A 21,572-nucleotide genomic window follows, 5' to 3' on the forward strand; every position below is an offset into this window, starting at 1 on the left:
GTTCGGCGCTGGTGTTTTCCGTCATTCTTGGTCTAGACCGGCGCCATGACCCATGGTTTGCGGATCCGACGCCGCGCTTCTGGCCGACCGCATTCCCGGCTCGCATTTGCGCCGTTGTTGCTGCTCGCTCCCTATCCGGCGCTAGCACAGGATACCGCCGCGCCTACGCTGCCTGATACCGACGCTCCGTTGGACGCTATGCCTGATATCGGTCTGGACTGGCCCGACATGTATCAACCTGACAGCGTCGCGCCCTTGGCCCCTGATCCGGCCGATCAGGCTGGCGCGCCGATCGAAGCGTTCGACGTCACGACGACCGAACCGGCCGAAGTCGCCGCGACGTTCGCCGACGCGGGCGAAGAGCGGCGCTATACGGTGGCATTAACGGGACTCGATGGCGTTGCCGACACGACATTTCGTCAGCGTTTCGATGAGCTGTCCGTGCTGCATCAGGGCGAGGACAAGGCCGCGAACCTTGCCCAGATCAACCGCCGTATCGCAGAGGATAGAGACCTGCTTGACCGGCTTTTGCGTGCAAAAGGCTATTATGCGGCGCGCGTACGGGGCAATGTCGCGGCCCCTGTGCCGGGCAGCGACCGGCTGCTGGTGAGCTTCACGATTACGCCTGGCACGCGCTATCTTCTGTCATCCGTGGACGTGACGGGTCTTGCCGAAACGGGCGAGCGAGAGGCGACGCTGCGCGCGGCCTTTCCGCCCAAGGTTGGCGATCCGGTGGATGCCGACGCGATCATCGCGGCTCAGGTCCAGTTGGAAACGGCGTTGTCGGAAAATGGCTTTTCCTTCGCCAGGGTCGACGAGCCTGAAGTGCGAATCGACCATGAAGAGCGCAAGGGCGACCTCGACATCATTATCACGCCGGGGGGATATCGGCGCTTTGGGGCCATCCGCATGGACGATGACCGTCTGTTCGATGCCCATCATGTGCAGGAAATCGCACGTTTCGATCCCGACGACACCTATATGGCGTCGGATGTGGAGGATCTCCGCCGGGCCATCGTGGCAACCGGTCTGGTGTCGTCCGTGTCGCTGACGCCGCGCGATGCGGGCGATGGCGAGCATGTCGACCTGGATGTCGATGTGCGCCCGGCGCCGCTGCGGACGATCGCCGGCGAACTGGGTTATGGCACCGGCGAAGGCTATCGCGCGGAAGTCAGCTGGCAACACCGCAATCTTTTTCCGCCCGAAGGTGCCGTTACCGTGCGCGGAGTGGTCGGCACGCAGGAGCAGACCGCATCCTTCACCTATCGCCGCAACAATTTTCACCGGCGTGACAATGTGCTGACCGGGCTGGTGTCCGTCAGCAATATTCGCCGCGATGCCTATGACGCCCGCACCATCACCCTGGCCGGTGCGCTCGAGCGGCAGACCAACATCCTGTTTCAGAAAAACTGGGTCTGGCGCATTGGCGCGGAGCTGATCGCGTCGGATGAAGCGGACGCCTTTTCCGGGGGGGCGCGGCGCACCTTCCTGATTGGCGCCGTTCCGCTCAGCCTGACCTATGACGGCAGTGATGATCTGCTCAATCCGACCAAAGGCTTTCGCCTCGGCGGGCGAATCAGCCCGGAATTGTCATTCCAGAACAAGACATTCGGATACACCAAAGTGCAGTTGGACGGCAGTGCCTACCAACCGGTGGGCGAGCGCGTCGTCGTGGCGGCGCGCGCGCGCTTTGGCACCATCCTTGGCTCCACGGTCGATCAGATCGCGCCGTCCCGCCGCTTCTATGCCGGTGGCGGCGCGTCGGTGCGCGGCTATGGCTATCAGGCGATCGGCCCGCGCTATGGCGAGGATGACGATCCCGTCGGCGGCAAGAGCCTGGCTGAATTTTCTCTGGAGGGTCGCATCCGCTTTGGCAATTTCGGCGTCGTGCCTTTTGTGGACGCAGGCAATATCTCCACCAGTTTCCTGCCCCGGTTTCGGGACTTGCGGGTCGGTGCGGGCTTGGGCGTGCGCTATTACAGCAATTTCGGGCCGATCCGCGTGGATGTCGGCACGCCGATCAACCCGCAATCTGGTGACCCCAAGATCGCGGTCTATGTCTCGCTGGGTCAGGCCTTCTGATGCCCGAGGAAAGTCCGTCGCCACCTGTCATTCCGCCGCCTGCCGCGACCGCGCCGCGCCGCGCCTGGGATGGGAGGTGGCAACGGTGGGTGGCGGGCCTGCTCGCCGCGCTGTTCCTGATCATGGCGGGCGCACTGACGTGGCTTGATACCGATGGCGGGCACCGTTTCCTCGCCAGCCGGATCGCCGCGATACAAACCTCTTCGGGGCTGCGCATCCAGGTCGGCGCCATCGAAGGCAGCATCTATCGCAAGGCGGTGTTGCGCGACCTGACCTTGTCGGATCCGGCTGGACCCTTCTTTAAGGCACCCAAGGTGGAACTGGACTGGTGGCCCTTCGCCTGGCTGTCCAATCGTCTGGACATTGACCGTCTGTCCATTCCGCAAGCGTCCCTCAGCAAGCTGCCCAAGCTCAACCCCACGCAGCGTCGCGGCCCGATCCTTCCGGGGTTCGACATCCGCCTGATGCAATTTTCGGTTGGCCGCCTGTCAATCGCGCCCGCCATAACCGGGCGGGCGCAGATTGCGACGATGGCGGGGGACGCCGACATTCGCGGCGGACGCGCGATCATCGACCTGTCCGCCCGTACGCTTGATGGCAGCGATGTCCTGACCATCGCGCTGGACAGTCGACCAGACGATGATCGCTTCAAGCTCGACGTGACGGTCAACGCCCCGAACAAAGGACTTTTGGCGACGATGGCCGGATTGCGACAGGATGCCAATCTGCGCATCACCGGCAAGGGCAGCTGGAGCCAATGGGATGGCCAGTTGGACGCGACGCTGGACGGCGCACCCGCCGCCGATCTTGTTCTGGCGGCGCGCAGTGGCGCTTATTCGGCTCGCGGTTCGATCGAGGGTCGGGCGATCGCTGGCGGCGGCCTCGTCCGGCGCATGGCCGACCCGCGCCTGTCCGTGCGTGCCGATGGGCGGTTCGAGAACCGTATCATCGATGGCAAGTTGATGCTGCGCTCGGCGGCATTTGACCTTACAGCGGATGGCGCGATCGACCTGCGCAACAACGCGCTCGACAACATGCTTTTGCAAGTGACGCTGGCCCGTCCTCAGGCTTTGCTGCGCACCATGGGCGGGCGCGATATCCGGGCCAAGGTGCGGCTTGATGGGCCGCTCGACCGGCTGGGCTTCGACTATCTGCTGACAGCGCGCCAGCTCACATTCGACAAGACGGTGATCGCCGATGTCCGGGCGGAAGGCAGCGGACGGGGCGTGGGCGACGGTCCCTTGCTGATCCCGGTCAAATTGCGGGCAAAAAGGCTCGATGGTCATGGCGACCTTGTCGGTAATATCGTCCGTAATTTTGCGCTGGATGGCGTTCTTCAATTCAGGGGCCAGCAGCTCGTCAGCAATCCCATGGAGGTCAGGTCAGACAAACTTCAGGGCAAGCTGGTGATGCGGCTCGACCTGAAAAGCGGCCGCTATGATTTCGGCCTGGACGGCCAGATTCGCAGTCTGTTCATTCGGGGTCTGGGTATCGTTGACCTGGCGTCCAAGCTCCGCGCGACGCCGCGTCCCGATGGGGGGGTCGGCCTTAGCGGCAATGCCATGGCGCAGATGCGGCGGCTGGATAATGCTTTCCTCAACGGTTTGGGAGGCGGACTGCCCATCGCGCGCAGCGCCCTGGCATTGCGGCCAGACGGACAATTGGCGTTCAACGGCCTGACCATCCAATCGCCCTTGCTCTCGCTCAGGGCGAACGGCATCAGGCGGCGCGACGGCAGTTTTCATTTCGAGGGCAGCGGCGATCATGACCGCTACGGCCCGTTGCAACTCGTCCTCGATGGCCGCATAGAACGGCCGACGATCGACCTGATATTGCAGCGGCCCCTCGATGCCCTGGGCCTGCGCGACGTCAAGGCGCATCTGGTTCCCGACAGCGAAGGCTACAGCTATACCGCGCAAGGTGGGTCGACATTAGGGCCGTTCGACGGGCGCGGTGTGATCCTCCTGCCGCAGGGCGGGCAAGCGGTGGTCCGCGTGGCGCAGCTGTCGGTTTCCGGCGTCAATGCCAGCGGCGACATTCGCCCCTTGCCCGGCGGCCTGGAGGGGCAGTTGAGCGTCACTGGGCCAGTCACCGGATATGTCGGCTTCAAGCCCGTCAACGCTATCCAGCAAGTGCAGGTCAAGCTGACCGCCAGTGGCGCAAGCTTTGCCGGGCCGACCGTGATCGAGGTCCGGCGGGGATCGCTGGACGCCACCGTCCTGCTTGATCCGGACGGCACCAATGTTACGGCCACGGCGCAGGCACGGGGCTTGCGGCTGGGCGGCATTCTGGTTGGGCGCATGGCGCTTACCGCCAATCTGGTGGATGGCCGGGGCAAGGTCAGCGGCAGCCTGTCCGGCCAGCGGGGACGCTTGTTCGACCTGCAAGGCGAAGCGCAGGTCGAACCCGACAGCATTCGTTTGTCCGCCAAGGGGACGATCGACAAACGTCCCATTCGGCTGACCCGCGCGGCGCTTGTGACGCGAACGGCCGAAGGCTGGCGGTTGTCGCCCGCAACGATCAGCTATGCCGGCGGTTCGTTGCAACTGGCGGGCGAACTGGGCGGGGAATCCACGCATGTAGAAGCGCGGATGCAGACCCTTCCCCTGTCGCTGCTGGACATCGCCTACGATAATCTGGGACTGGGCGGCATGGCGACGGGATCGCTCAGCTACGCGCAGCCGCAGGGCGGTCCGCCCACCGGCAAGGCGGAGTTGCGCATTCGCGGCCTGTCGCGATCGGGCCTGTCGCTTAGCTCGCGACCTGTCGATGTCGGTGTCAATGTTGCATTGACACCCGACCGCCTGGCGACCCGGATGCTGTTTGTCGCCGACGGACGTACGATTGGTCGCGGGCAGGCCTTGCTGACCCCGTTGGGCAGGGAGGGCGGCCTTGTTTCACGCCTCAACGCGGCGCCGCTCTTTGCACAGTTGCGCTATGCAGGGACAGCCGACACGCTCTGGCGGCTGACGGGCGTGGAAATCGTGGATATTGGCGGGCCAGTCAGCGTGTCGGCGGATATGCGCGGCACGCTTGCCAATCCGCAGATCAGCGGACAGCTGGCGACTGACAACGCAACGATCAACAGCGCCGTGACCGGTATGCGTCTGCGCAGCGTCAAAGCGCAGGGGCGCTTTTCGGGTGCGCAACTGGTCATCAACAATTTTGCCGCCAGCGCGCAGAATGGCGGGTCCGTCACGGGCAGCGGGCGCTTTACCTTCAACGGTATCGCCGGCGTGGGCATGGATCTGGCGCTTCAGGCGGACAATGCCGCATTGCTGGAGCGGGATGACATCGCTGCCACGGTGACGGGGCCCCTGACGCTCAAATCCAACGGCGCGGGCGGCACGATCGGCGGCGACCTGATCCTGAACCGCAGCCGCTTCACCATGGGCCGCGCCGCGGCGGTGGCGCAAATCCCCGAACTGCGCGTGGTGGAAATCAACCGGCGCGGGGACGAGATCGAGCGGCCACGCACCAGCGTGCCCTGGGCCCTGGCGGTGCATGCCCGCGCGCGCAATCGGCTGATGGTGACGGGCCTGGGGCTCGACAGTGAATGGCGCGCGGACCTCGATATCGGCGGGACCGTGACCAACCCGACCATTGCCGGGCGGGCGGAACTGGTGCGCGGCGGCTATGAATTTGCCGGCCGCCGGTTCGACCTGCGCGAAGGCCGGATCCAGTTCGACGGCAAGACTCCCGTCAATCCCACGCTGGATATCGACGCCGAGGCGGATGTCAGCGACCTCAGCGCGACGATCCATGTCGGAGGAACCGGCTTGAAGCCCGACATCAGTTTCAACAGTGTGCCGGCATTGCCGCAGGATGAACTGCTTTCCCGAATCCTGTTCGGCACGTCGATCACCAACCTGTCCGCGCCCGAAGCATTGCAACTGGCGTCGGCCGTCGGATCCCTGCAGGGCGAAGGAGGGCTTGATCCCATCAACGCCGTGCGCAAGGCGGCAGGGCTGGACCGGTTGCGGATCATCGCGGCTGATCCGACGCAGGGGCAAGGCACGTCCATCGCCGCAGGCAAATATCTGACGCGCAAAACCTATGTCGAACTGATCACCGATGGTCAGGGCTATTCCGCCACCCGCATCGAATATCAGGTGACGCGCTGGCTGTCCCTGCTTGGCGCCATCTCCACGCTTGGCCGGCAGAGCGCCAACGTCCGTGTTTCCAGGGATTATTGATCGTGACCAACAGCCGTATCGATGCTGGCACCGCCATCAGCGTCACTGACCTGTTCACCATCGGCATTGGGCCGTCGAGTTCGCATACGGTGGGGCCGATGCGCGCGGCGTTGCAGTTCATGGATTGCCTGCCCACCGCGCCGCAGCGCGTCCGGTGCGAATTGTTCGGATCGCTGGCGCTTACGGGGCGGGGGCATGCGACGGATACGGCCGTGCTTCTGGGCTTGTCGGGCCACAGCCCGGAAAGCGTCGATCCAGACGCGATACCCGACATATTGGCTGCCATTCGCCGGGACGGCCGGATTCAGGCCGGCAGCGGGCAGGGCCAATGGCTGGATTTCGATGCCGAACGCGACCTCCTCTTCCACATGGGAGAGTTTCTGGAAGCGCACAGCAATGGTATGCGCTTTTCTGCCTGGTTTGCTGGCGATGACGCGCCGTTCGTGCGCGAATATTATTCGATCGGGGGCGGGGCCGTGTTGCCGGGCACCGTGCCGGTCAGCGATGATGTGGCGTTGGGCCATAATGTCGTGCAGCCCTATCCCTTCTCATCCGGCGTCGAGTTGCTGGAGCAGGGGGAGAGGCACGGTTTTTCCATCGCGACACTGGTCCTGCGCAATGAAGGCGCATGGCAATCGCAGGCTGAGACGGAAGCGTTTCTGGACCGGGTCATCGACGCCATGTCGCAGTCCATCGAGCGCGGCCTTGCGCAGGAAGGGCTGCTGCCGGGCGGCCTTAAAGTGCGGCGCCGGGCGAGCGCCATTCACCAACGGCTACGGCTTCAGCAGGACGCGCTAGGTCCGGCGCAGATTTTCGAATGGGTCAGCCTGTTCGCTTTGGCGGTGAACGAGGAAAATGCTGCGGGCGGCCGCGTCGTCACCGCACCGACCAATGGCGCAGCGGGCGTCATTCCGGCGGTGCTGCATTATTATCGCCGCTTCGTTCCCGGCGCGGATCGGGAAGGGGAGCGCCGCTTTCTCCTGACCGCAGCTGCGATCGGATTTCTTTACAAGAAGCGCGCGTCCATATCCGCAGCGGAAATGGGCTGCCAAGGGGAAGTTGGGGTTGCCTGTTCCATGGCGGCCGCCGGGTTGGCCGCGGTATTGGGCGGCACCAACAGCCAGATCGAAAATGCTGCCGAAATCGGTATGGAGCATAATCTGGGCCTGACCTGCGATCCCATTGGCGGCCTTGTCCAGATTCCCTGTATCGAACGCAATACGATGGGCGCGGTCAAGGCGATCAATGCGGCCTACCTCGCCTTGCAAGGCGATGGCCGGCATATCGTCAGCCTGGACGCGGTGATCGAAACCATGCGCCAGACCGGCGAGGATATGGCGAGCCGCTACAAGGAAACGTCGCTGGGCGGGCTGGCGGTCAACGTCGTGGAATGCTGAACGAATTGACAGCCTGTCGCCTGTAGCGCTCATCTTAGCGCCCAATTGAGCCAGTTTCGTGTCAATAATGCAACAGAATCAGCTGTTTATCTGCCGTTCATGAAACTCTTGCCAGCCGCGATACTTGTGCGTCTCGTCCCCATCAGGGGAGAAGAATGACGAATGGAGTATCTGTTATGCGCAAGTTGATGGTCGCAACTCTTCTGGCAGGTGTTGGCGTCGCCACCCCCGCATTGGCGCAGGATGTCGGCTCGACGTTCACCGGACCGCGCGTTGAGGCGATCCTGGGTTATGACCATGTCGGCGCCGGTAGCGACGTGGACAACAATAATGGCCGCGACGATCAGTCGATCGACGGTCTGCTCTACGGCATTGGTGCAGGCTATGACGTCAATCTGGGCAGCGCGGTCGTCGGTGTCGAAGGCGAATGGACGGATTCGACTGCCAAGAGTGATCGGTATGACCTGACCGACCAGTTCGGGTTCGGACGCGTCAGCCAGGGCCGCGACCTCTATATCGGCGCGCGTGCCGGTATTCTGGCTAACCCCGCCACGTTGGTTTACGTGAAGGGCGGCTACACCAATAGCAAACTGAACATCCTCGCCGGCAACACCGATGAGACGACCGATCGGTCGTTCAAGCTTGATGGCTGGCGCATCGGCGCAGGCGTCGAGCGCGCCATCAACACCAACACGTTCGCGAAGCTGGAATATCGCTATTCCAACTATACCAATGCTAACATCGATTACATGGACGGGGCGACCAGCGCCGACTTTGATGTCGATACGGATCGGCATCAGGTGGTCGCAAGCGTCGGCTGGCGGTTCTGACCATAAAGGAGGAAGGCTGGCTTGCGGCCAGCCTTCCTCCCGGCATTGGCAAACATGATTCGCGGACGCGGTCTTCCGTCGGGTAGCCTTCCGCCCCTACGGTTCAGCGGTCCAGTTGCTGCACCGCAACCAGAAGCCGGTTGTAAATCGTAAGCACTTGTTCTTCGATAGGTTTGGACGGATCAGGCTTTTTCACGCCGGATCGAATTGCCCATGCTTGCGTCAATTGAGCGGCCACTTGAGCCGCTATTTCCTTGCTCATAGCCATGACAATCTCCGGCTTCGTTACGGATGCGGCACAGCATGGCGGATGTCCGGCCAGAGTCAATCGCATTCGAACCAAATTGCTGCATTGCTGCATTGCGGCATGTTAGGCCGGGCATGGCAGCCATCCTGTGTCAGGTGAAGGCCAAGCTCAATCCAGATCTGCAATTTTCCACCAGCCCCCTATCTGTCGTCATGCGAAGATGGTATTTACAGCCTTGTGAGTAACGCGATTCCCCATAGCTATCCCGTAGGCATCGACCCGGACGACATTGATTTCATGGGCCATGTCAATAATGCCAGCTACCTTAAATGGGTGCAGAACGCCGTGCTCGACCATTGGCGCGCGCTGGCCCCTGCGGAGGCCGTGACGGAGCATCTGTGGGTCGCACTCAAGCACGAAATCACCTATCGCAAGCCGACTTTTCTGGATGACGAGGTGATTGCGACCGTCCTGCTGGAAAAGGTTCAGGGCGCGCGCGCCTTTTACGAAACCGTTATTCGCCGTGGCGAAGAGGTTTTGGCTGAAGTCAGATCGAGCTGGTGCTGTGTCGATGCATCGACATTGCGACCGGTGCGATTGGCGCGCGATGTCATCCAGCATTTCTTCGCAGCTGATGATGAAGGTGAAGACCAGCGCTGAACCATGGGAGAGGCGAACCTGTTTGTGGTTGGGCCTTGCCATTCGATCGGCAAACCGTCATATGCGCGATCGGGAGTCGGGCGGACGAGGCCGTCGCGAACCTGGTCAGGTCCTGACGGAAGCAGCCACAGTGATTCCGCCGCGGGTCGTCCCGGCTCCCACCCTCCAGCATCCGGCTTCGACAATCCCTGCCTGAACGGGTAGGACCCTATCATGTCCGATTCACCCCAGCCCTATCGCGTTCTGGCGCGCAAATATCGACCGCGCAGCTTCAGCGAATTGATTGGCCAGGACGCCATGGTCCAGACGCTGGGCAATGCGATCCGGCGCGGGCGGCTGGCCCATGCCTTCCTGATGACCGGCGTGCGAGGCGTGGGCAAGACGTCGACCGCGCGCCTGATCGCCAAGGCGCTTAATTGCGTCGGGCCCGATGGCCAGGGCGGTCCCACGATCGATCCATGCGGCCAGTGTGAACCGTGCAAGGCGATCGCGGAGGGCCGTCACATCGATGTGGTGGAAATGGACGCCGCCAGCCATACCGGCGTCGACGATGTGCGCGAAATCATCGAAGCAGTGCGCTATGCGGCCGTTTCGGCCCGTTATAAAATCTACATCATCGACGAAGTGCACATGCTGTCGAAAAACGCCTTCAACGCCCTGTTGAAGACGTTGGAAGAGCCGCCGGCGCATGTGAAATTCCTGTTCGCGACGACGGAAGTCAACAAGGTTCCCGTCACCGTCCTGTCCCGGTGCCAGCGCTTCGACCTGCGGCGCATTCCTGCCGAATTATTGGCGACCCATTTCACCCATGTCGTTGAAGCCGAAAGCGTCGCCGCCGAGCCGGAGGCATTGGCGCTGATCGCCCAGGCCGCGGAAGGATCGGCTCGCGACGGGTTGTCCATTCTCGACCAGGCCATCGCGCATGCAGAAATGGACGACGGACCGTCCCTGGTGACGGCGGCGCAGGTGCGCGAGATGCTTGGGCTGTCCGATCGCGGGTCGGTGCGCCGGTTGCTGGCGCTGTTGCTCGAAGGGGAAACGGCCAGCCTCATTTCCGCCGTGCGGGAACAATATGCGCTGGGCGTCGAGCCGCTGTCGCTGATGCGTGGACTGATGGAACTGGTGCATGCCGTCACGCTGATGAAGGCCGGGCGCGACATTGCCAGTCCCGGTCAATCCGCGGAGGAGCGAGAGATGCTGGCCGACTGGGCCGCGCAACTCGGTTTCGCGCCGCTGCATCGCCTCTGGCAGCTGTTGCTTAAGGGGCATGATGAAGTCGCCAATGCGGTCCTGCCGATCGAAAGCTGCGAGATGGCGCTGTTGCGTGTCATGCATGCGGCAACCATGCCCGACCCCGGCGAGGTCGCGCGCCTGTTGCGCGAAGGTGGCGCGTCGTCATCAGCCAGTACGGAGGGCTCCAGCGCTGGCGCCGCGTCTTCAGCGTCAGCATCTGCGCGTCTGCCCGCGACCTACGCGGATCTGATCGAGGCTTTTTGGCAGCGTGGTAAGGGGCAACTGGCGCAGGAATTGCACGATTGCGTGGGCGTGATCCGTTATGCACCGCCGCAATTCGACTATCGCCCAACGCCACAATTGCCAGCGGACTTTCTTGCTCGCCTGCTTCCCGCATTGCGGGAGGTGACGGGGACGGCGTGGCAGGTTGCGGCGGGCGAGGGGTTGGCTGAACCAACCCTGCTGGAACAGGAACAACGACAGGCGGCGGATGCGCGCGCCCGGATTTTGGAAACCCCGGTGGTCAAGGCGGCGATGGCCGCTTTCCCCGATGCCGAGCTGGACGACAGGCTCGAACGATGGAGTGCAGAAGCATGAAGGACCTGAATGAAATTCTGGGCATGGCGAGCCGCGTCCAGGAAGAATTGCAGCGCGCCCAGGACAATCTCGACAAGTTGGAAGTCGAGGGCGCGGCAGGTGGCGGGCTGGTCAAGGTGCGCGCCTCGGCAAAAGGGCGCATATTGGGCGTCTCGATCGACGACAGCCTGCTGGCGCCGTCGGAAAAGCAGATGCTCGAAGACCTGATCACGGCGGCGTTCAACGACGCGCGTAGTAAGGCCGATGAGGTCAGCAATACCGAAATGGGCAAGATGACTGCCGGCCTGCCGCTGCCCCCGGGGTTCAAGCTGCCCTTCTGACCGGGGGACCTGGCCGGAATGATCACTTCTGGTTCATGACGGCCCTGTTATCACAGGGCCGATTGATTGACGTGCCGGGCATCCCCATAAAGGCGATGGACCGTTTGGATGGGTCGCGTTTCGGCCCCGGAGATTGAATGACTACGCATTATCCCCTGCTGCCGCTGCGTGACATCGTCGTGTTTCCGCAAATGATCGTTCCGCTCTTCGTCGGGCGCGACAAGAGCGTCGCTGCGCTCGAGGCTGCGATGGAAGGCGACAAGGAGATTTTCCTCGTGTCGCAGCTGGACCCGGCGGAGGATGAGCCGGGCCGCGAGTCGCTTTATGATACGGGCGTCGTCGCAGTCGTATTGCAGCTGTTGAAACTGCCCGATGGCACCGTGCGCGTTCTGGTGGAGGGCAAACACCGCGCGCAACTGTCGGCCATGGAAACCAAGGATAATTATCTGGTTGCGGAAATCGCGCCGGTCGAGGAGCTGGCTGCCGAAGGCCCCGAAGCTGCCGCGCTGATGCGGTCCGTGGCCGAGCAGTTCGAGAACTACGCCAAGCTTAACAAGAAGCTGCCGGCCGAAACGCCCGTTCAACTGCGCGAGATTGAGGATGCGGGCCGGCTGGCCGATGCCGTCGCCGCCAACATCAATGTCAAAGTGTCGGATAAGCAGTCGCTGCTGGTCGAGGCAGATCCGGTCAAGCGCCTTGAAATGGTCTTCGCCTTCATGGAGGGCGAACTTGGCGTGCTGCAGGTCGAAAAGAAAATTCGTGGTCGCGTGAAGCGGCAGATGGAAAAGACCCAGCGCGAATATTATCTGAACGAACAGTTGAAGGCGATCCAGCGCGAGCTGGGCAATGGCGAGGGCGAGGAGGGCGACGAGCTCGCCGAACTCACCGAGAAGATCGCCAAGACCAAGCTGAGTAAGGAAGCTCGGTCCAAGGCGACGGCGGAACTCAAGAAGCTCAAGGCGATGCAGCCCATGTCCGCCGAGGCGACCGTGGTCCGCAACTATCTAGACGTTCTGCTGGGCTTGCCCTGGGGCAAGAAGGGCAAGGTCAAGACCGACCTTAAAAAGGCGCAGGATATCCTGGACGAGGATCATTTCGCGCTCGAAAAGGTCAAGGACCGGATCATCGAATATCTCGCCGTCCAGGCGCGCACAAACAAGCTCAAAGGACCTATCCTGTGCCTTGTCGGGCCGCCCGGTGTCGGCAAGACATCGCTTGGGCGCTCGATCGCCAAGGCGACCGGCCGTGAATTCGTACGCCAGTCGCTGGGCGGGGTGCGCGACGAAGCCGAGATACGCGGCCATCGGCGCACCTATATCGGGTCGCTGCCCGGTAAGATCGTGTCGAACCTCAAAAAGGCAGGCACGATGAACCCGCTGTTCCTGCTGGATGAAATCGACAAGCTGGGCCAGGACTTCCGCGGCGACCCGGCGTCCGCTTTGCTCGAGGTGCTTGATCCGGAACAGAACAGCAAATTCCAGGACCATTATCTGGAAATCGACGTTGATCTGTCGGACGTGATGTTCGTCACGACCGCCAACTCGTTGAACCTGCCCCAGCCGTTGCTCGATCGCATGGAGATCATCCGGCTCGAAGGCTATACCGAGGACGAGAAGGTCGAGATTGCGGAGCGGCACCTGCTGCCCAAGCAGATTGACGCGCATGGATTGAAGGACGGCGAAGTCGTCGTCACCGAACCGGCGGTACGCGATCTGATCCGCTTTTATACCCGTGAGGCGGGGGTTCGCACGCTGGAGCGCGAAATGGCGCGTCTGGCGCGCAAGGCGCTGCGCAAGATATTGGAAGGCGAATATGACAAGATCGTTATCACGCCGGACAATCTGGCCGATTTTGCTGGCGTGCGGAAATTCCGCCACGGCGTAGGCGAAGAAGAAAATCAGATTGGAGCTGTGACGGGGCTTGCCTGGACAGAGGTTGGCGGCGAACTGCTCACGATCGAGGCCGTCACCGTGCCTGGAAAGGGACAGATCAAGACCACCGGCAAGCTGGGCGAGGTCATGAACGAATCGGTCCAGGCGGCCTTTTCCTATGTGAAGGCGCGCTCACCGGGCTATGGCATCAAGCCGAGCGTGTTCAATCGCAAGGACATCCACATCCACCTGCCCGAAGGCGCCGTGCCGAAGGATGGACCCTCGGCGGGTATCGGCATGGTCACGACGATCGTGTCGACGCTGACCGGCATCCCGGTTCTGAAAGATGTCGCGATGACGGGCGAGGTGACTTTGCGCGGACGCGTTCTGCCGATTGGCGGCCTCAAGGAAAAGCTGCTGGCGGCGCTGCGCGGCGGCATCAAGACCGTGCTGATTCCCCAGGAAAATGAGAAAGACCTAGCGGAAATTCCGGCCAATATTCGTGAAGGTCTGGAGATTATTCCGGTTTCCCATGTCGATGAGGTCCTGGCGCGTGCACTGGTTTCCATGCCCGATGCGATCACCTGGACCGAGGCAGATGATCTGGCCGCCCAGCCATCCGGTCTGACTGGCCGCGATGGCGATCCCAGCCTTCGGCACTGAAAAGTCACTAAAGTGAAACAATGGGCAGAACTCCTAGATTTTACTCCATATTGCGGAACAGGATGCAATTTTGGAGCAAAGCCGGGGCCTTCGTCGCTTTCCCTTTGACAGAGGCCGGAATCCGCGCCTTATTGCCCCGCCTACGCCGCGATTCCTAACTAACCAACAGCACAAGGGGGTTCCCAAGGCATGAACAAGCAGGATCTGATCAGCACGGTTGCTGAAAGCAGCGGCCTCAGCAAGAATGACGCGACCAAGGCTGTCGAAGGCGTATTCGACGCCATCACTGGCGCGTTGAAGAAGGGCGATGAAGTCCGTCTCGTCGGTTTCGGCACCTTTTCGGTTTCGCAGCGCAAGGCGTCGACCGGTCGCAATCCGCGCACTGGCGAAACCATGACCATCAAGGCCTCGGCCCAGCCGAAGTTCAAGGCCGGCAAGGGCCTGAAGGATTCGGTCAACTAAGGGCAAGGGCGTCCGTTTTGGCGGACGCCCGCTCTGGCTGACTTTGCCGGCGTCGCGGTCGGAAAGCCATTAGGAGAGAGAGGCGGATTGGCAGGGCATACCTGTCCTTCGCCCAGAGCCGAAAGCGCAAGGGGTAAAGGCGGAAACGCCTTTACCCCTTTTCCTTGTCGTGTGTCTCGACGTGGGCTGATGCGGACGTTAGGGATGCCGTCATGACGGTATGGACTAGGATGGTGTGGACCGCTCCTGCCCTGGCATTGGCAGCGTGCGGTGGAGGCAATTTCCGACCGGTCAGCGACCACCCGGTGCGGATCGGCCCGCCCTATAAGGTGCGAGGCGTCACTTATGTCCCCGCTGCCGATCCGCAGTATGACATGCTGGGCTATGCAAGCTGGTATGGGTCGGAATCGGGCAATCGCACTGCCAATGGCGAACGCTTCCACGCCAAGTGGATCACGGGCGCGCATGTCACCCTCCCGCTGCCCAGCTATGTTGAAGTCACGTCCCTCGATACCGGGCGCACCATCGTGGTGCGGGTCAACGATCGCGGGCCGTTCGCCGGTCGCGGCCGGATCATCGACCTGTCACGCGGCGCGGCCGATGAACTGGGTATTCGTGCCCGAGGACACGCGGCTGTGCGCGTGCGACTGGTGAACCCGTCCGAAAAGGACCGCGCGAAATTGCGCAAGGGAAAGCCGGCGCGTGAGCGGCCCCGTGTATCTGAAACCACGCTCGCAAATTTGCGGGCGCAGCTGGCAGCGGGAATGGGCCAATGAATTCTTCTGGCGGTGATTTGTCGGCTTGACGGGCAGGGGCGGGCCGCATATGTGCCCTGTCTCTCGGGGCCGCTGGCCCCTGTGGCGATCGTAGCTCAGTTGGTTAGAGCGCCGGTTTGTGGTACCGGAGGTCGCGGGTTCGGATCCCGTCGATCGCCCCATTTGGCTTCATTTCTACAGCCTTTGGGCTTCGCTTTCGCGCTGTTCCCGCCTATAGGACGGCGATGACTGATGCGCGCGACACGGGCCTGACCCTTGATCCCAAATATGACCGCGATGGACTGATCACCGCCGTCGTGACGGATGCAAGGAGCGGCGAGGTGCTGATGGTCGCGCACATGAATGGGCAGGCTTTGGCGCTGACCGTGGAGACGCGCCTCGCCCATTTCTGGTCGCGCAGCCGGCAGTCGCTCTGGAAGAAGGGCGAGACATCCGGTCACATGCTGGAGGTATGCGATATCCGCATCGATTGCGATCAGGACGCTGTCTGGGTGAAGGCCATTCCAGCCGGGCCGACATGCCACACAGGCGCACGCTCCTGTTTTTTCCGTCGCGTCGGGTCCGAAGGCCTAAGCCCGGTCGATGCGGCGGATTAGCCTGACGCTCTTTCTCCTGTTGCTCGGTTGCCAGCGCAGTCCCGCCAATCAGGATACTCCGCCCGTCGTGTCGGGCGGTGCGGCATCCCGGCTGGAACAGGCGGCGATAGCCAGCGGGACGATTGCCGACCCCGCCAAGATATCGCCTGTCGGCCTCTTCCAGCGCACTCACGAGGCTGGCCGAGACGCATTGTGCGTCATACCTGCACGCAATGGCGAGCTGCATTTTGGCTTGGAAGCGATTTTCGGTGAGGAACCTGCCTGTCGAGGGCAGGGGACGGCGCGGCGGGCTGGCGACAAGCTGATCCTCAGTTTCAAGGGTGGCGATCGCTGTATCATCGTCGCGCAATATGATGGCGACCAGGTGGCGCTCCCCGGCGTCGTCGATCTGGCTTGTGCTGATTTGTGCGAAGGGCGCGGTTCGCTGGAAGGGGTGAGCTTTCCGCGCATCGCCAGCGATGCGGCAAGCGCGCTCCGCGCGCGCGCGCGGTCGGGCGATCCGCTCTGTACCGCCTAGTGGCCGATATAGCGTCCAGGGCGATGATTGACGAACAGCACGGCGTTGATCGCTCCGGCGGATAATATGGACAGGGCGAACCGGTCGGCGCTCAGGATCGGCAGGGATGCGAGCAGGATCAGCACATCGCACCCCATTTGCGTGCGGCCGGCCTTCCAGCCGCGGGACTTTTGCAGGATCAGCGCCACCACTCCGATACCGCCGACGCCGGCACCGTGCCGGGCGATTGCCAATATGCCAAAACCGATGATTGATCCGCCGAACAGGGCTGCAAAGACCGGGCTGATCTTCGCCACCTGCAACGCGGCGGGCATCGTCAGGCCCAGCGCCATGATAGCGATGTTGGCGAACAACGTCTTGAGCCCGAACGCAAGCCCCATCGCTCTGCCGCCAAACAGGAAGAAAGGAATATTGACCAGGATGAACAATGTCGCGGGCGACCAGGGGATCAGATAGGAAATGAGCAATGCGACGCCTGCCATGCCCCCCGTCACCAGACCTGCTTGCTTCAGCAGCATGAGCCCCATGGCGATGAAAGCGCAGCCAATCGCTATGGCATAGCCATCTTCCGCAAGATTATGGGGACGGGCCGGCGGGTGAAGAGCAGGCAGGGCGGGCGGCATGTAAGGGGTCCATTCATTGGAAAAAGCCCTCGTCATCCTCTCCCGCGATAGGATCCATGCTCTGGCCACCCAAGGGCGGCTGGAGCACGATCATTCCGCTGCTTATCGTGTGCGCCGCTGTGCCATGAAGCCGCCAGAGTGCGCAAGATGCCGCAGCTATTTGCAGCGGCATGCACGCCGACTGCGGCGAACGCTTTTGCGCGGCGCTACCGTTTCGGTTACATAGGTGGTGGTCGTCGTGGTTGTCGTTGCCGGCTGGACCGTAACGGTCGTCACGATGGGAGCAGGATAATAATAGCCGCCCGACACATAGCCACCCGCCATCGGTGCGCCACCCCAATGCGGCGCGCCTTCATAGGGCGGCGGCGGATAATCGACGCCTGCGCCCCGTACATCGCCTTCGAACCGGCCATCATAGGTTCCTGAAACCGTCCGTCCGTCGTCAGTTGTCCAGGTACCGGTCCAGCGGCCTTCATATTCGTTGGAACTGGTCACGGCATCATCGGCATAGCCATAGCCGTCGTCATAGCTGACGCCGGGCCGAGGCGAGGGCGCATCCCGCCGATCATCTTCGGCCTTGTCGATCGCCATACCAGCCACCGCCCCGACGCCAGCGCCGATCACCGTGCCGGCCGTGCGATTGCCGCGTCCCGCGATGCGGTTGCCCGCGACGCCGCCCACGACCGCGCCGATCGCAGCGCCGCCCACGCCATTGTCGCGACGATCATCGGCATAGTCGCCATAACCGCCCTCGTAACGGTCCCAGTCGATATCTGACCGATAGTCATAGACCCGCCCGTACCGGTCGGTCATGACCGCATCATCATAATAGCGCGACCAACCATAGCCGGGCGCGGGGGCAGGCAGCCCATAGGCGGGGTAATTGGCGATATAATAGTTGGGGCTGACCCAGTAGCGCGGCAGAATGTAGCCGCGCACGGGGCGCCGATAGCCGTTCCAGCCGCCCGGTGCGCCCCATCCAGCGTACCACCGGCCTTGCTGGCGCGGACCCCAGCGGTGCATGTTACTATGCGCAACGCCGGGACGCACGCCATGCGCCCCGCCACGACCGTTTGCCGATGCAGGCGCCGCTACCCCGGTCATCGCCAGGGCCGTGCCGATCAGGGCAAGGTTCAACATCCGCATGGATCAGTCTCCCGATGGTCTTGAGCGGGCACGAGGCGCGCCGCGAAAATGCTAACGCGCTGTTTAGCATGATGATCCGCCGCAATCCACGGATCATGGCGTTATACGCTGTCCTGAAACGGGGCAGATGTAGAGGGTCAGGCGATGCGCGCGGCAATCATCGTCGCCAATCCTTCAAGGCCTGCGGCGTCGTCGGCGTCGAAGCGGGCAGCGCGCGGGCTATCGAGATCAATCACCCCCACGAGCGCGCCATCATGGATGACCGGCACGACGACCTCCGACGCGCTGGCCGCATCGCAGGCGATATGTCCGGGAAAGGCGTGAACATCCTCGACCAGCTGGGTTTCGCGCGTGGCAGCCGCCGCGCCGCACACCCCGCGACCAACCGGGATGCGGATGCAGGCCGGCTTGCCCTGAAAAGGGCCGAGCACCAGCTCATCCCCGATCAGCCGATAGAAGCCCGCCCAGTTGAGGTCGGGCAGGAACTGCCATAAGAGCGCGGATATATTGGCCATATTGGCCATAGCGTCCGGCTCGTCGCGCGTGAGCGCGTCCGCGGCGGAGACGAGATCGGCGTAGAGCGTGGCTTTGTCAGCCTGGGCGGTTGGGACAAAATCGAACATATATGTGTGCATCCGTGCGGAGAATGGTCTGGTAGGTGCTTAGCGATGAACGCATGCCAGCACGACAATGGGGCGCTTTCCGAAATCGCGACAATGCCAGTCAGGGGCGAGTTGCGGTATGACCCAAGGGTGGACGGCGCCGCGTGTCCCGGGAACACTGGTATCATAAGCCCACAGGATCGCTGTGTCGCGCCTGTTTTCGGTTGCGTCGAGCAAAGTGGCATTCGGATCCCCGTTTCTAGGCCACGGGGGAACGATCGTCGTTATGGGATGACCTGCGCGCCGAAGGAAGTAACTGCCCACAGATGCAAGGTGACCGTCCGGATCATCAAGCGCTGCTGTCGGATTATCCCACAACATGACCAGGCGAGCCGCGCCATGTGCGGCTATCCATGCAGAAGGTGACTGGAACGTAAAACCATAGCGAAAATCGTCTTCGGGCTTCACAATATTTGTCTTGAGCATGCCTATCGTCGTTCCCGTCATTAGGCAAAGGAGCATAACAGCAGCGATGACGGATTGGGTTCCCAAGCGTCCGATCCAGAACACTATGCCTGCGACTAGGGCGGGTAGAAAAGGCAGCAGATATCGCGGGGTAAAGGAGGGGAATATAAAGCCTGCCCCTATCACTATTGCCGTCGCTGCCAAGCTGCTCCCCATCAAAGCGGTTTCACCAATCGAATAGGGCCATTCACGTTTCCATCGGAACGTACGGATCATATCCCACCCTAAAGTGACAAACATCCAGAAGAATAAAATGACCCCCGGCCAGGCCCAGCCGGTTATCAAGGACGGAACGAGCCACAAGACATTCCAATCAAGCAGATTGTACCACGCCACGTCATTTCGTGCGAAACTGGCGATGAAGGGTAGATGCACTGCCATCCAGGCCGCCATCGGAAAGAGTGGAAGGAGTGCCGGCCAAGTGCGCGCAGCCTTAAGCCTGTGCACGGCAATAAAAGCGATTCCCTCAATGCCGGATATTATAGCGGCGTGATAATGCGTCAGCACAGCGAGAGCGGAAATGCCTGTCCAGATGAAAGCGTTTCGCAGAGTAACCCCGTCCATCAGCCGAAGAAAGGCGATTGCCTGGGCCGTGCCTAAGAAAAGCATCAAGCTATAGGGTCGCGCTTGCGTGGCGGTTTCGATGGCAATCCCGGACAGGGCGATGATGGCCATCCACATCATTCGGACCGCCCGATCAGAATGGCCTTTCCACATGATCAGAAGCGGTGTTGCGATGGAGATTGTCAGGCTGGGGAATCGCAACGCGACATTGCTGTCGCCGGCGATCTTCTCCCAGCAAAACACCATCGTGTAATATGCTGGACCACTTAGTTCCGTCAGCATCCAACGGGCGAGCAATTCCACGTTTTCTTGCGTCGCTATGGCCGCCGAAAATGTTTCATCGAACCACAATGGGGCAGTGATGCCAGAAAATATGCGAGCGAGAATACCAACAGCAAGGCCGATCCAGCAAAGCTGTATCAGGAGATCTGATTTGCGGCTCTCCGCGCGGCTGGCAGTCAATGACATGAGGCCTAATGCTGACATGGGGTTCCTGTGAGCCATTCCCGCACAAGCTCGAGGGCATCGGGTTACCCGATGGGCACTAATAAAGCCTTTACCACCTTGAACACCCGTCCAGCGCGTCAGTCCATTTGTATCTTACCGCGCCCTTGCTTGACGGAACTACGCGCTTTCTTTGCGTCGACGCGGCGGGCCTTGGCGGCCTTGCCGGGTTTGGTGGCGATGCGGCGGGCGTCGCGTTGATGGGCTTTGGCGATCAGGTCGGCGAGCCGGTCGCGGGCGTCCTGCCGGTTGGCTTCCTGGGTGCGGAAGCGGTTGGCCTGGATCACAATCTCGTTGGCGGCGGTGAGGCGCGATCCCGCCAGTTCCTTGATCTTGCGATAGGCATAGGGCGGCAGTCCGAGGCGGAAGAGGTTGACGCGCAGTTGCACCGCCGTCGCGACCTTGTTCACATTCTGCCCGCCCGGTCCCCCACCGGTAACGAAGCGCTCCTCCAGCGCCTCTTCGGGCACGTCAAAGTCCGGCATCGTCCAGATGTTCCGGGCCAAAGCCAGCGGCGGCAAAGGTTTGCGGCAGTGGCGCGGTCGCCTCGGCAGCAGGCTTGTCGCCGCGCGGGACGCTGAGGAATCGGCTGTGGAGCAGCATAGGCCCTTCGCCATTGCCATAGACCGGATCGCCCATGATGCCAAAGCCAAGCCCGTGCTGGGCATGGACGCGGATTTGGTGGGTGCGGCCGGTTTCCGGGGTGAAGGCAACCAGCGCGCGTCCGTCGCGCTCGGCAAGCTTGCGCCAATGGGTGACGGCGGCCTTGCCCGCCTTGGCCGCGATCATGCGCCAGCCCTGCGTCGGCGTGCTGACCTTCTTCAGCGAAAGGGCGATCGTCCCTTCGGTTTCCGCCGGGACGCCATCGAGCACGGCGATATAGCGTTTCGTCACGGTGCCTGCTTCGAACGCGGCGGCGAAGCGCTTGTGCGCCTTGGGATTGCGGGCGAGCAGCAGGCAGCCGCTGGTATCCCGGTCCAGCCGGTGGACGGCCAGCGGCCAGCGCTGGAAACCGAAGGTCAGGGACGCCAGATGATTTTCCAGACTCATCGACCCGTCGCGCGGCGCATCGACCGGCAGGCCGGCGGGCTTGTCGAGGATCAGCGCCTCGCCATCTAGAAACAGGACATGGTCGGTCAACAGGGGCAAGGGGTATCATCC

The 21,572-nt window shown here is 62.3% G+C and carries 19 protein-coding genes, 1 tRNA gene and 1 other RNA gene; 14 read left to right on the forward strand and 7 right to left on the reverse strand.

The features are described 5' to 3' along the window. Positions 1–45: 45 nt before the first annotated feature. The 4 genes from B2V90_RS14975 to B2V90_RS14990 all read left to right on the forward strand — a co-directional run bounded on the left by B2V90_RS14975 (position 46) and on the right by B2V90_RS14990 (position 8,505). A complete protein-coding gene (locus tag B2V90_RS14975) occupies positions 46–2,082 on the forward strand; it encodes an autotransporter assembly complex protein TamA (RefSeq protein WP_293922035.1) in 2,037 nt (678 codons plus the stop codon). Beyond that, positions 2,082–6,278 (forward strand): translocation/assembly module TamB domain-containing protein, encoded by a 4,197-nt coding sequence (locus tag B2V90_RS14980; protein ID WP_228220354.1) that lies wholly within the window; start codon positions 2,082–2,084, stop codon positions 6,276–6,278. The genes B2V90_RS14975 and B2V90_RS14980 overlap by 1 nt, the downstream gene beginning before the upstream one ends. A 2-nt stretch (positions 6,279–6,280) precedes the next feature. Beyond that, entirely contained in the window at positions 6,281–7,675 is a 1,395-nt protein-coding gene (locus tag B2V90_RS14985; protein ID WP_228220353.1) for an L-serine ammonia-lyase, read from the forward strand. A gap of 176 nt (positions 7,676–7,851) precedes the next feature. Next, positions 7,852–8,505, forward strand: coding sequence for an outer membrane protein (locus tag B2V90_RS14990; protein ID WP_228220352.1), 654 nt, complete (start codon positions 7,852–7,854; stop codon positions 8,503–8,505). A 103-nt stretch (positions 8,506–8,608) separates the two neighbouring features. On the opposite strand, the gene B2V90_RS14995 is transcribed toward B2V90_RS14990, so the two are convergent. Further along, positions 8,609–8,773 carry a hypothetical protein gene (locus B2V90_RS14995; RefSeq protein ID WP_156784140.1) on the reverse strand — a complete coding sequence of 55 codons (165 nt, stop codon included), beginning with the start codon at positions 8,771–8,773 and terminating at the stop codon, positions 8,609–8,611. Positions 8,774–8,989: 216 nt separating this feature from the next. On the opposite strand from B2V90_RS14995, the gene B2V90_RS15000 reads away from it, so the two are divergent. The 10 genes from B2V90_RS15000 to B2V90_RS15045 all read left to right on the forward strand — a co-directional run bounded on the left by B2V90_RS15000 (position 8,990) and on the right by B2V90_RS15045 (position 16,447). Then, positions 8,990–9,412, forward strand: a complete 423-nt coding sequence (locus B2V90_RS15000) for an acyl-CoA thioesterase (RefSeq protein ID WP_009821367.1) — start codon at positions 8,990–8,992, stop codon at positions 9,410–9,412. A gap of 68 nt (positions 9,413–9,480) precedes the next feature. Continuing rightward, an RNA gene (gene ffs, locus B2V90_RS15005) (signal recognition particle sRNA small type) lies at positions 9,481–9,578 on the forward strand. Between the two features lie 47 nt (positions 9,579–9,625). Next, positions 9,626–11,242: a DNA polymerase III subunit gamma/tau gene (locus tag B2V90_RS15010; protein ID WP_228220351.1), complete on the forward strand. Its 1,617-nt coding sequence runs from the start codon at positions 9,626–9,628 to the stop codon at positions 11,240–11,242. Then, positions 11,239–11,562, forward strand: a complete 324-nt coding sequence (locus B2V90_RS15015; protein ID WP_009821369.1) for a YbaB/EbfC family nucleoid-associated protein — start codon at positions 11,239–11,241, stop codon at positions 11,560–11,562. The genes B2V90_RS15010 and B2V90_RS15015 overlap by 4 nt, the downstream gene beginning before the upstream one ends. A gap of 137 nt (positions 11,563–11,699) precedes the next feature. Next, positions 11,700–14,096, forward strand: coding sequence for an endopeptidase La (gene lon, locus B2V90_RS15020; protein ID WP_228220350.1), 2,397 nt, complete (start codon positions 11,700–11,702; stop codon positions 14,094–14,096). Between the two features lie 189 nt (positions 14,097–14,285). Beyond that, positions 14,286–14,558, forward strand: coding sequence for an HU family DNA-binding protein (locus B2V90_RS15025; protein ID WP_009821372.1), 273 nt, complete (start codon positions 14,286–14,288; stop codon positions 14,556–14,558). A gap of 212 nt (positions 14,559–14,770) precedes the next feature. Next, positions 14,771–15,334: a septal ring lytic transglycosylase RlpA family protein gene (locus B2V90_RS15030; RefSeq protein ID WP_228220349.1), complete on the forward strand. Its 564-nt coding sequence runs from the start codon at positions 14,771–14,773 to the stop codon at positions 15,332–15,334. A gap of 84 nt (positions 15,335–15,418) precedes the next feature. Continuing rightward, positions 15,419–15,495 (forward strand) — tRNA-His (locus B2V90_RS15035). A gap of 63 nt (positions 15,496–15,558) precedes the next feature. Next, positions 15,559–15,930: a phosphoribosyl-AMP cyclohydrolase gene (gene hisI, locus B2V90_RS15040; protein ID WP_009821374.1), complete on the forward strand. Its 372-nt coding sequence runs from the start codon at positions 15,559–15,561 to the stop codon at positions 15,928–15,930. After that, the gene (locus B2V90_RS15045) at positions 15,917–16,447 is read left to right on the forward strand and encodes a hypothetical protein (RefSeq protein ID WP_228220348.1); all 531 of its coding nucleotides are present in this window, start codon (positions 15,917–15,919) and stop codon (positions 16,445–16,447) included. The genes hisI and B2V90_RS15045 overlap by 14 nt, the downstream gene beginning before the upstream one ends. On the opposite strand, the gene B2V90_RS15050 is transcribed toward B2V90_RS15045, so the two are convergent. From B2V90_RS15050 to B2V90_RS15075, 6 genes are all read right to left on the reverse strand, one after another. Beyond that, on the reverse strand, positions 16,444–17,070 hold the full coding sequence (locus B2V90_RS15050; protein WP_228220347.1) for a YitT family protein: 627 nt from the start codon (positions 17,068–17,070) through the stop codon (positions 16,444–16,446). The two genes, B2V90_RS15045 and B2V90_RS15050, sit on opposite strands and share 4 nt — an antisense overlap. Before the next feature lie 156 nt (positions 17,071–17,226). Next, positions 17,227–18,216, reverse strand: a complete 990-nt coding sequence (locus B2V90_RS15055; RefSeq protein ID WP_228220346.1) for an RcnB family protein — start codon at positions 18,214–18,216, stop codon at positions 17,227–17,229. 137 nt (positions 18,217–18,353) lie between these two features. Next, a complete protein-coding gene (locus tag B2V90_RS15060; protein WP_228220345.1) occupies positions 18,354–18,839 on the reverse strand; it encodes a GAF domain-containing protein in 486 nt (161 codons plus the stop codon). A 39-nt stretch (positions 18,840–18,878) separates the two neighbouring features. Continuing rightward, positions 18,879–20,375, reverse strand: coding sequence for a hypothetical protein (locus tag B2V90_RS15065; RefSeq protein WP_228220344.1), 1,497 nt, complete (start codon positions 20,373–20,375; stop codon positions 18,879–18,881). Positions 20,376–20,491: 116 nt separating this feature from the next. Continuing rightward, on the reverse strand, positions 20,492–20,896 hold the full coding sequence (arfB, locus tag B2V90_RS15070; RefSeq protein WP_228220343.1) for an alternative ribosome rescue aminoacyl-tRNA hydrolase ArfB: 405 nt from the start codon (positions 20,894–20,896) through the stop codon (positions 20,492–20,494). Beyond that, on the reverse strand, positions 20,883–21,560 hold the full coding sequence (locus B2V90_RS15075) for an RluA family pseudouridine synthase (RefSeq protein ID WP_009821381.1): 678 nt from the start codon (positions 21,558–21,560) through the stop codon (positions 20,883–20,885). Before B2V90_RS15075 ends, arfB begins: the two co-directional genes overlap by 14 nt. Positions 21,561–21,572: the final 12 nt, after the last annotated feature.

The sequence above is a fragment of the Sphingobium sp. UBA5915 genome (assembly GCF_002431195.1).
Classification (GTDB): Bacteria; Pseudomonadota; Alphaproteobacteria; order Sphingomonadales; family Sphingomonadaceae; genus Sphingobium; species Sphingobium soli.

Bases quoted from the DNA above. Each gene is read 5' to 3' on its own strand.
- B2V90_RS14975 (WP_293922035.1), top strand. From the start codon at position 46: ATGACCCATGGTTTGCGGATCCGACGCCGCGCTTCTGGCCGACCGCAT.
- B2V90_RS14980 (WP_228220354.1), top strand. From the start codon at position 2,082: ATGCCCGAGGAAAGTCCGTCGCCACCTGTCATTCCGCCGCCTGCCGCG.
- B2V90_RS14990 (WP_228220352.1), top strand. From the start codon at position 7,852: ATGCGCAAGTTGATGGTCGCAACTCTTCTGGCAGGTGTTGGCGTCGCC.
- B2V90_RS14995 (WP_156784140.1), bottom strand. From the start codon at position 8,773: ATGGCTATGAGCAAGGAAATAGCGGCTCAAGTGGCCGCTCAATTGACG.
- B2V90_RS15010 (WP_228220351.1), top strand. From the start codon at position 9,626: ATGTCCGATTCACCCCAGCCCTATCGCGTTCTGGCGCGCAAATATCGA.
- B2V90_RS15015 (WP_009821369.1), top strand. From the start codon at position 11,239: ATGAAGGACCTGAATGAAATTCTGGGCATGGCGAGCCGCGTCCAGGAA.
- lon (WP_228220350.1), top strand. From the start codon at position 11,700: ATGACTACGCATTATCCCCTGCTGCCGCTGCGTGACATCGTCGTGTTT.
- B2V90_RS15025 (WP_009821372.1), top strand. From the start codon at position 14,286: ATGAACAAGCAGGATCTGATCAGCACGGTTGCTGAAAGCAGCGGCCTC.
- B2V90_RS15030 (WP_228220349.1), top strand. From the start codon at position 14,771: ATGACGGTATGGACTAGGATGGTGTGGACCGCTCCTGCCCTGGCATTG.
- hisI (WP_009821374.1), top strand. From the start codon at position 15,559: ATGACTGATGCGCGCGACACGGGCCTGACCCTTGATCCCAAATATGAC.
- B2V90_RS15045 (WP_228220348.1), top strand. From the start codon at position 15,917: ATGCGGCGGATTAGCCTGACGCTCTTTCTCCTGTTGCTCGGTTGCCAG.
- B2V90_RS15050 (WP_228220347.1), bottom strand. From the start codon at position 17,070: ATGCCGCCCGCCCTGCCTGCTCTTCACCCGCCGGCCCGTCCCCATAAT.
- B2V90_RS15055 (WP_228220346.1), bottom strand. From the start codon at position 18,216: ATGCGGATGTTGAACCTTGCCCTGATCGGCACGGCCCTGGCGATGACC.
- B2V90_RS15060 (WP_228220345.1), bottom strand. From the start codon at position 18,839: ATGTTCGATTTTGTCCCAACCGCCCAGGCTGACAAAGCCACGCTCTAC.
- B2V90_RS15065 (WP_228220344.1), bottom strand. From the start codon at position 20,375: ATGTCATTGACTGCCAGCCGCGCGGAGAGCCGCAAATCAGATCTCCTG.
- arfB (WP_228220343.1), bottom strand. From the start codon at position 20,896: ATGCCGGACTTTGACGTGCCCGAAGAGGCGCTGGAGGAGCGCTTCGTT.